Source organism: Albidovulum sediminicola (assembly GCF_025751575.1).
GTDB lineage: Bacteria > Pseudomonadota > Alphaproteobacteria > Rhodobacterales > Rhodobacteraceae > Albidovulum > Albidovulum sediminicola.
Genome location: NZ_JAOWLA010000014.1, coordinates 106,856 through 115,078, shown reverse-complemented (window position 1 = coordinate 115,078; position 8,223 = coordinate 106,856). Strand labels below are relative to the sequence as shown.

Annotated in this window: 7 protein-coding genes and 1 pseudogene; 2 read left to right on the top strand and 6 right to left on the bottom strand. The window is 68.1% G+C overall.

Annotated elements, in window-relative coordinates; all coding sequences use genetic code 11:
• Nucleotides 1-118: pseudogene (locus tag OE647_RS15045) on the top strand (ornithine cyclodeaminase family protein); the annotation flags it as partial.
• Between the two features lie 103 nt (nt 119-221).
• Nucleotides 222-1,208: a type I glyceraldehyde-3-phosphate dehydrogenase gene (locus OE647_RS15040; RefSeq protein WP_263722568.1), complete on the top strand. Its 987-nt coding sequence runs from the start codon at nt 222-224 to the stop codon at nt 1,206-1,208.
• Here the strand turns inward: OE647_RS15040 and OE647_RS15035 are convergent.
• From OE647_RS15035 to puuE, 6 genes are all read right to left on the bottom strand, one after another.
• Entirely contained in the window at nt 1,205-2,518 is a 1,314-nt protein-coding gene (locus OE647_RS15035; RefSeq protein WP_263722567.1) for an aspartate aminotransferase family protein, read from the bottom strand. The two genes, OE647_RS15040 and OE647_RS15035, sit on opposite strands and share 4 nt — an antisense overlap.
• Nucleotides 2,515-3,549: a phosphotransferase gene (locus OE647_RS15030; protein WP_263722566.1), complete on the bottom strand. Its 1,035-nt coding sequence runs from the start codon at nt 3,547-3,549 to the stop codon at nt 2,515-2,517. Before OE647_RS15030 ends, OE647_RS15035 begins: the two co-directional genes overlap by 4 nt.
• A gap of 104 nt (nt 3,550-3,653) precedes the next feature.
• Nucleotides 3,654-5,141, bottom strand: coding sequence for a nucleobase:cation symporter-2 family protein (locus OE647_RS15025; RefSeq protein ID WP_263722565.1), 1,488 nt, complete (start codon nt 5,139-5,141; stop codon nt 3,654-3,656).
• Between the two features lie 111 nt (nt 5,142-5,252).
• Nucleotides 5,253-5,735, bottom strand: coding sequence for an ureidoglycolate lyase (locus OE647_RS15020; protein ID WP_263722564.1), 483 nt, complete (start codon nt 5,733-5,735; stop codon nt 5,253-5,255).
• 85 nt (nt 5,736-5,820) lie between these two features.
• The gene (locus tag OE647_RS15015; protein WP_263722563.1) at nt 5,821-6,660 is read right to left on the bottom strand and encodes a bifunctional allantoicase/(S)-ureidoglycine aminohydrolase; all 840 of its coding nucleotides are present in this window, start codon (nt 6,658-6,660) and stop codon (nt 5,821-5,823) included.
• On the bottom strand, nt 6,657-8,072 hold the full coding sequence (gene puuE, locus OE647_RS15010) for an allantoinase PuuE (RefSeq protein ID WP_263722562.1): 1,416 nt from the start codon (nt 8,070-8,072) through the stop codon (nt 6,657-6,659). The genes OE647_RS15015 and puuE overlap by 4 nt, the downstream gene beginning before the upstream one ends.
• Nucleotides 8,073-8,223: the final 151 nt, after the last annotated feature.

Genomic DNA, 8,223 nt, shown 5'->3' with positions numbered 1-8,223 from the left:
GGAGGCGCAGATCACCCTCTTCGACGGCACAGGCGTCGGGCTCCAGGACCTCGCCGTGGCGGGCGCGGCCGTCCGGCGGGCCGAGGAATTCGGGCTGGCAATCGCCGTCGAGGTCTGAGCGCCGCCACGGTTTGGTAGCTGGGCGTATCGGTTACAAAATTGGGGGTTTCGGGCTGCGCGCCTTCGTGGTTTGACTGACGCGGGGATCTCGGAGGGCGGGCATGACGGTTCGTGTGGCGATCAACGGGTTTGGCCGGATCGGGCGGTCCGTGCTGCGGGCCGCGCTTTCGGACCCGCGCAATGCCGGGATCGAGATCGTCGCCGTCAACGACATCGCCCGGCCGGAAATGGCCGCCTATCTTTTCGAATACGACAGCACCTTCGGCCCCTGGAAGGGGTCGGTCGCCCTGGAGGCGGGGGCACTGGTGGTCGATGGGCGGCGCATCGCGCTGACGGGCGCACGGGATCTTGCGACCCTCGACCTGACGGGCATCGACGTGGTGATGGAATGTACGGGTCTGGGCGGAGAGCGGTCCTTCGCGGAGGCCGGGCTCAAGGCAGGCGCGCGGCGCGTCCTGGTTTCCGGCCCCTCGCGCACGGCTGATTTCACGCTGGTCATCGGCGCGAACGAAGGGCGGCTGTCGCCCGATCACCGGATCGTTTCAAACGCGTCCTGCACGACCAACGCGCTGGCGCCGCTCGCGCGGCTGATCGAGGCGGAATGGGGCGTGGAGACGGGGTGGATGACCACGATCCATTGCTACACCGGGTCCCAGCCCACGGTGGACGCGCCGGGGGCGGACTATGCGCGCAGCCGCGCGGCGGCGCTGTCGATGGTGCCGACCACGACGTCGGCCCAGAGGCTGCTGGACGTGGTCCTGCCCGAAATCGCGGGCCGGATCGAGGGCGCGGCGGTGCGGGTGCCGACGGCCTCGGTCTCGGCCGTCGATCTGACGGTGATGACGCGGGCCCGGCCGGGGCGCGAGGCGGTGAACGCCGCGTTGCAGACGGGCGGGGGCGTGATCGGCTGGACCGAGCGGCCGCTGGTGTCCTCCGATCTGCGGGCGCGCCCCGAAAGCATCGTCATGGCGCTGCCGGAGACGCATGTGACGGCCGGCGGGCTGATCCGGGTCTTCGGTTGGTACGACAACGAATGGGGCTTTTCCAACCGGATGCTCGACGCCGCGCGGCTGATGGCCGGGCTTTAGGAAAGCGCCTTCAGCACCGTCTCGAACCGGTCGAGGAAGATGTCGGCGTGGTCGCGGGCGAAGACCAGCGGCGGGCGGATCTTGAGCGTATTGGCCGACGCCCCGGTGGCGGAGATCAGCACCCGCGCCTGGCGGAGTGCATTGACCACGCGATGGGTCAGCGCGGCGTCCGGCGCGTCCCCATCCACGATATCGGCCCCGACGAACAGGCCCGCACCGCGGATCGGCCCGAGGGCCGGGAACCGTGTGGCAAGCGTCCTCAGGCCCTCGGCCAGATAGGCCCCGGTGAGGCGGGCGTTCTCGATCAGCCCCTCGTCCTCGATCACGTCCAGAACCGCCGCCGCGGTGGTGGCGGCCACGGCGTTGCCGCCGAAGGTGTTGAAGTAACGCCCCTTCGCGCCGAACCGCGCCACGACCTCGGGCCGCAGGATCAGTCCCGCGACGGGATAGCCGTTCCCCATCGGCTTGCCGAGGGAGACCATGTCGGGAACCACCCCGTGGCGGGCAAACCCCCACATTCCGGCGCCTGTGCGTCCGAAGCCGGGCTGCACCTCGTCGGCGATGAAAAGCCCGCCCGCCGCGCGGATCGCCTCTGCCGCCGGGGCGAGGAAACCCGCAGGGTCCGGGATCACGCCGTCCGAGGAAAAGATCGTATCGACGATCAGGACGGCAGGCCGGATGCCGTGGCGCGTCAGGTCGTCGATGGCCGCCTGGACGCCGGCGGCAAAGACCGCGCCGGTCCGCGCGCCCAGCGCCGGGTCCGGTGCCGGAACGGTGCGGACATGTTCCCCAAGCGGAACGCCGGGACCGAGCGAGGGCGAAAACCCCGACACCGCCAAGGTCACGCCGTGATAGGCGTTTTCGGTCACGATGATGCCGGTGCCGCCCGTGTGTTCGCGTGCGATGCGCAGGGCAAGGTCGTTGGCCTCCGACCCCGTGCAGGTGAACATCATATGCGACAGCGCGGCCGGGACGGTCGCGAGCAACCGTTCGGAATAATCCAGGACGGCCTCGTGCAGATAGCGGGTGTGGCTGGCGAAGGTCGCGGCCTGGCCTGCCATCGCGGCGACCACGCGCGGGTGGCAATGCCCGACCGAGGCGACGTTGTTGTAGGTGTCGAGGTACGCTTCCCCCGCCGCATCGTAAAGCCACACGCCCTCCCCCCGGACAAGGTGCAGGGGTGTTTCGTAGAACAGCCGGTAGGCGGGGCCGAGTGCCCGTTCCCTGCGCGCGACAAGGGCCGCGTCGCCCTCCGACAGGTTGCCCTGGCCGGGGACATAGGCGTTGGGCATGGCTTCGCGGGCGGTCATGGCCTGGCCTCCAGGATCTGGGCGACGCGGGCGCGGGCCGTGTCCCGCCCCGCCTGCGTCAGGGCCGCAAGCCCGGCGCCGGAGGCCGGGACATTGCGCAGGATATAGGCGGCGTTGTCGGGATAGAGCCCCGCGCGCCAGTGCGCGATGACGACGGTCAGCACCATCCGCATCGCGATCAGGTCGGGCATCGCCCGCGCCTCCGCCGGGGTGAGCGGCAGGACCGTATGCCAGGCGCCGACCACTTCGGCCAGCGTGTCGAGCGGGCGGGCCGGGTCCGCGTGGTAAGAGGCCGCGACGGCAAGGTCGCAGATGCGCGGCGTGCACACCATGTCGCCGAAATCGAGGATGCCGGTGACAGTCCTCCCCTCGGCGTCGGTCAGCACATTGAAGGGATTGAGGTCGGCATGGACGACCTGCCAGGGCAGGTCCCCAAGGGCCGGGGCGATCTCCGCCTCGAACCGGTCGAGCCAGAGCGCGACAAGGTCGTGCAGCCGCGCGTCGGTCACGGAGGGCAGGAAGGGCCGCACCCGCGCCGCGTTCTTGATGTCCCACAAGAGCTCATGATCGGCGCCCGGGTGTTCGAACCCCTCAAGCGCGCGGGTCAGCCGCGCGGCGGTCGCCCCCAGGCTTTGGCGCAACGCGGGGGAGGAGGTCGCCCTGTGCATCGGGTGCCCCTCCACCCAGGTCAGCATGCGCAGGATCTCTCCGCCCGGCAGGGGAACGCCGATCCGGCCGTCGAGCGCCGGGACCACGCGGGGCACGGGTAGATCCGGATCGCGGGCCGCGATGTGGCGCAGGGCGGCAGTCTGGAACTCCGACACTTCCGCCGGTTCGGCAGCGTTGCCGATCTTGAGCACGAAGCTGTCGCCAGTGGCCGTCGTGAGGCGGAAATTCAGATCGCGCTCCGAGGTCAGCGGGTCGAGCCGCCCGGTCCGGCCGAATGTCCGTTCGGCAAGCGCGAGCGCCTCGGCGGGCGAAAAGGCCGGCGGGGCGGCCGTAAGGCTTGGGGCGGTGCTGGCGGCTGTCATCTGATTTGATCAAATTATCCCCGGCAGATCATCACGAAACTGCCGGCCGCGCAAGGGTCATTGAAACGGGGGCGAAGGGGGGCGGGCCCGCCCCCCTTCGAAGATCAGTGTTCGGCCACGCTGGCGGCGGCGCGCGCGTCCTCCGCCGTCGCTTGCGCGCCGTTGAAGAACGCGTTGAGTGTCACAGCAGAAATCGTCGTCAGCAGGATACCGGAGTCGATCAGCGGGTGGATCGAATGGGGCATCCACATCTTGAAGTCCGGCGCGACGAGCGGGATCATCCCGAAGCCGAGCGAGACCGCGACGATGAAGAGGTTGTGACGGTTGCCCGCGAAATCGGCCCCGGCGGCAAGAATGCGGATGCCGGTCGCGGCGACCATCCCGAACATCACCAGGCCCGCGCCGCCCAGAACGGCGGTCGGAAGCGCCTCGACCAGGGCGCCCATCTTCGGCACCAGGCCAAGGACGATCAGGATCAGGCCGCCGCTTACGCAGATGAAGCGGCTCTTGATCCCGGTGACGCCGACAAGGCCGACGTTCTGGCTGAACGAGGTATAGGGGAAGGTGTTGAAGAGCCCCCCGATGACGGTGCCGAGCCCGTCCATCCTCAGGCCGGCCGCCAGGCGCCGGGGCGTGATCTTGCTGCCGGTCATGTCGCCCAGCGCCAGGAACATGCCCGTCGATTCGATCATCACGACGATCATGACGAGGACCATTGTCAGGATCATGACCGGGTCGAAGACCGGCGCGCCGAAATGGAAGGGCGAGATCAACGCGAACCAACCCGCGCCGCCGACCTTGTCGAAATGCATCATGCCAAGCGCGGCTGCCAGCACGCCCCCGATCACGATGCCAAGCAGCACCGCGATATTGGCGACGAAGCCCTTGCCGAACTTCGCGATCGCGAGGATGGAGGCCAGCACGATGAACGAGATCAGGATATTCCCAGGCGCGGCATAAAGCGGGTTCGCGGCAGAAGGTGCGATGGCCAGGCCTTTCGGCACCTCGGGGATCGCCCCGCCGGAGGCGGCGGCCAGGTCGGCCACCTGCTTCAGCCAGCCGGCATGGGCCGGGTCGATGGTCTTGGGCGCGGTCGGGCCGACCGGCAGTCCGAAGATCCAGTTGATGCCGATCCGCATCAGCGTCACGCCGATGACAAGGATGATGGTCCCGGTCACGACCGGCGGAAAGAAGCGCAGCATCTTGGACATCAGCGGCGCGATCAGGATCGCGATGGCACCCGCCGCGATGATCGCGCCGAAGATCATCCGCGCCCCATCGACGCCCGGATGGGCAAGCCCGATCGAGATCATCGGCCCGACCGAGGCAAAGGTCACCCCCATCATCACCGGAAGCTTGATGCCGAACCACTGCGTGGCACCCAGCGATTGCAGAAGCGTGACGATCCCGCAGACGAACAGGTCCGCCGAGATCAGGAAGGCCACGTCCTGGGGCTCGAGTTTCAGAACGCGCCCGATGATGAGCGGCACCGCGATGGCGCCGGCATACATGACCAGCACATGTTGCAGACCAAGGGTGAAGAGCTTGGGCACCGGAAGGAGTTCATCCACCGGATGGGTCTTGTCGGTCATCATTGTCCTCCGTGGGGCGGATGTTATTCGCGCCGTCTTCGCATCGCCCCGATGATGCGCTCCGGTTAGCGCGCTGCCCCGCCCTGTTTTCCTCCCCGGGCGGGACGGCGCTCAGCCGGTGACCCGCCAGGTTGCGGGATACCGGTATTCCTCCAGGTTGGGACCCTCACCGATGCGGTCGACGACGGCGAAAAGACCTGGCGCCGAAAGCGGGGTCAGGACGCCGTGCCAGGTGCCACGGTGCAGGTTGGCCCCCTGCCCCGGCGCCGTCAGGAAGGCCCGCGGTTGCCCGGGGATCCCGCCCTCGTCGGGGGCGACGATGACGAGGAACGGATGGGCCGTCATCGGCACGAAGGCCTGCGAACCGTCCGGGTGACGTTCGACCAGGTCGAAGTCGTATGGAAGCGCGCGTGGCGCGGCGTCGAAGATCGAGATCCCCGCTCGGCCGGTTCCGAAGTCGAGCATCGCGCGATCGTGGTGGCGCCGGCAGAGCCCCTCGTTGATCAAGCGGAAGTCGCCGCTGGCCTCAAGCACCTCGCCGAAAGGGGCGAAGGCTGGCGCGGTCAGCGGTTCGGCGCGGATCGTCCGGGTCATGGCCGGGCCGGACCGCTGGGCCGGGGGCTCTGCCCCCGGACCCCCGGGATATTTGCGAAAAGAAGAAGCGGAGAGACACGGGAGATCATCGTCCGAAGCCCCCCGGGCCGCGCAGTTTCGCGTGGCGGTTCACGTCTTTGTAGAGCAGGTAGCGGAAGGGGCCAGGGCCTGCGGCGTAGCAGGCCTGAGGGCAATAGGCCCTGAGCCACATGAAGTCGCCGGCCTCGATCTCGACCCAGTCGCGGTTGAGTTTATAGACAGCCTTGCCTTCCAGAACATAGAGCCCGTGTTCCATCACATGGGTTTCCTCGAACGGGATCAGGCCGCCGGGCTGGAAGGTCACGATGTTGACGTGCATGTCATGGCGCAGGTCGGACGGATCGGCGAAACGGGTCGTCGCCCAGCGGCCATCGGTATCGGGCATCGCGATGGGGGTTACGGTGCGGTCGGAGCTCACGATCGGGTCGGGCGTCGCGATGCCTTCGGCCGGTTCGTAAAGCTTGCGGACCCAGTGGAAATGCACCGGCGCGCCGGAGCGGTTCCAGAGCCGCCAGGCGCGGCCTGGCGGGATGTAGGCGTAGCCGCCGTCGTCGAGCACATGATCCTGACCATCCAGGGACAGCGTGGCTGTGCCCTTGGTCACGAAGATTACCGACTGCGCGCCCGGTTCGTTGTCGGGCGCGTCGGAGCCGCCGCCGGGGGCGACCTCCATCACATACTGGCTGAAGGTCTCCGAGAATCCCGTCATCGGGCGGGCGATGAGCCACATCCGCGTCTCGCTCCAGCCCGGAAGATAGCTGGTCACGATGTCGGAAAAGCAGCCCTTGGGGATGACGCAATAGGCCTCGGTAAAGATGGCGCGTCCGGTCATCAGGGCGGTCTGCGGCGGCAAGCCGCCGGTCGGAGCGAAATAGGGGGCGGTCATCGGGGCAGAACGTCCTTCAGGCGGATCTCGGCGATGCGTTCGACTTGGGCGCAGGCCTCGGCAAACTCGGTTTCGGTGTCGTTGGCGATGCGGCGATGGAAGGCGTCGAGGATCGAGGCCTTGGTGTTGTCGCGCACCGCGATGATGAAGGGGAAGCCGTGGCGGGCGACGTAGGTTTCGTTCAACTCGGTGAAGGCCGCGCGTTCGGCGTCCGTCAGCGCGTCAAGCCCGGCGCTGGATTGTTCCTGCGTCGATTCCGCCGTCAGCCGCCGCGCCTGCGCCAGCTTGCCCGCAAGGTCGGGATGCGCGGCCAGGACGCCCAGGCGTTCGTCCCGGGTAGCGGAGCGGAAGATGCGGGCAAGCGCGTTGTGAAGCCCCGTGGCACTGTCATGGGCGGGGCCCAGCTCCAGCTCCCAGGCGCGTTCGGCGATCCAGGGGGAATGTTCGAAGATGCCGCCAAAGCGGGCGACGAAGGTGGCCTTGTCCATGCGGCTCGGGCGGTCGAAGCGGCGGGGCGGGTGGGTGGCCGCCCAATGCCGGGCTATGTCGAGGCGGCGCGGGAACCAGACGCCCTCGTGCCCGCGGGCGTAGTCAAGGAACCGGCGCAGACCCGCGATCTTGCCGGGTCGGCCGATCAGGCGGCAGTGCAGCCCGACGCTCATCATCTTGGCGCGGCCCGCCTGGCCTTCGCGGTAAAGCTCGTCGAAGGCATCCTTCAGATACTGATAGAACTGCTCGCCCGTGATGTAGCCCGGCGCGGTGGCAAAACGCATGTCGTTGGCTTCGAGCGTGTAGGGAATGACAAGCTGGTCGCGGTCCCCGGCCTCGATCCAGTAGGGCAGGTCGTCGTCATAGGTGTCGGAGATCCAGTCGAGCCCCTGTTCCGCCGTCAGCCGCACGGTGTTGAGCGAGCAGCGCCCGGTGTACCAGCCGGTCGGACGGCTGCCCACGACCTCGGTGTGCAGGCGGATCGCCTCGGCGATCTGGCGGCGCTCCTCCTCCTCGGGCATGTCGCGGTGTTCGACCCATTTCAGCCCGTGACTGGCGATTTCCCAGCCTGCCGCCTTCATCGCGGCGACCTGTTCGGGCGAGCGCGCCAGCGCGGTGGCGACGCCGTAGATGGTGACTGGGATCGCCATTTCCGTGAACAGGCGGTGCAGACGCCAGAATCCGGCGCGGGCGCCGTATTCGTAGATCGATTCCATGTTCCAGTGCCGCTGGCCCGGCCAGGGCTGGGCGCCGGCGATGTCGGACAGGAATGCCTCGGACCCGGCATCGCCGTGCAGGACGCAGTTCTCGCCGCCTTCCTCGTAGTTCAGGACCAGGCTGACCGCCACCTTGGCGCCGCCCGGCCATTGCGCGTCCGGGGCGTCGGGGCCATGGCCGGACATGTCACGGGGATAACGGTTCATCGATCGGCTCCGGCTTGAAAGGTCGGTTCAGGCATACGCGCGCTGCGACATGAATATTATCAAAAAAATCCAGAAAGTCTTTTCGGCTTTACAGGAGGTCGCATTCCGCAAGCACCCGTCGCATGATGCGCGCGAGGATCAAGGAGGGCGG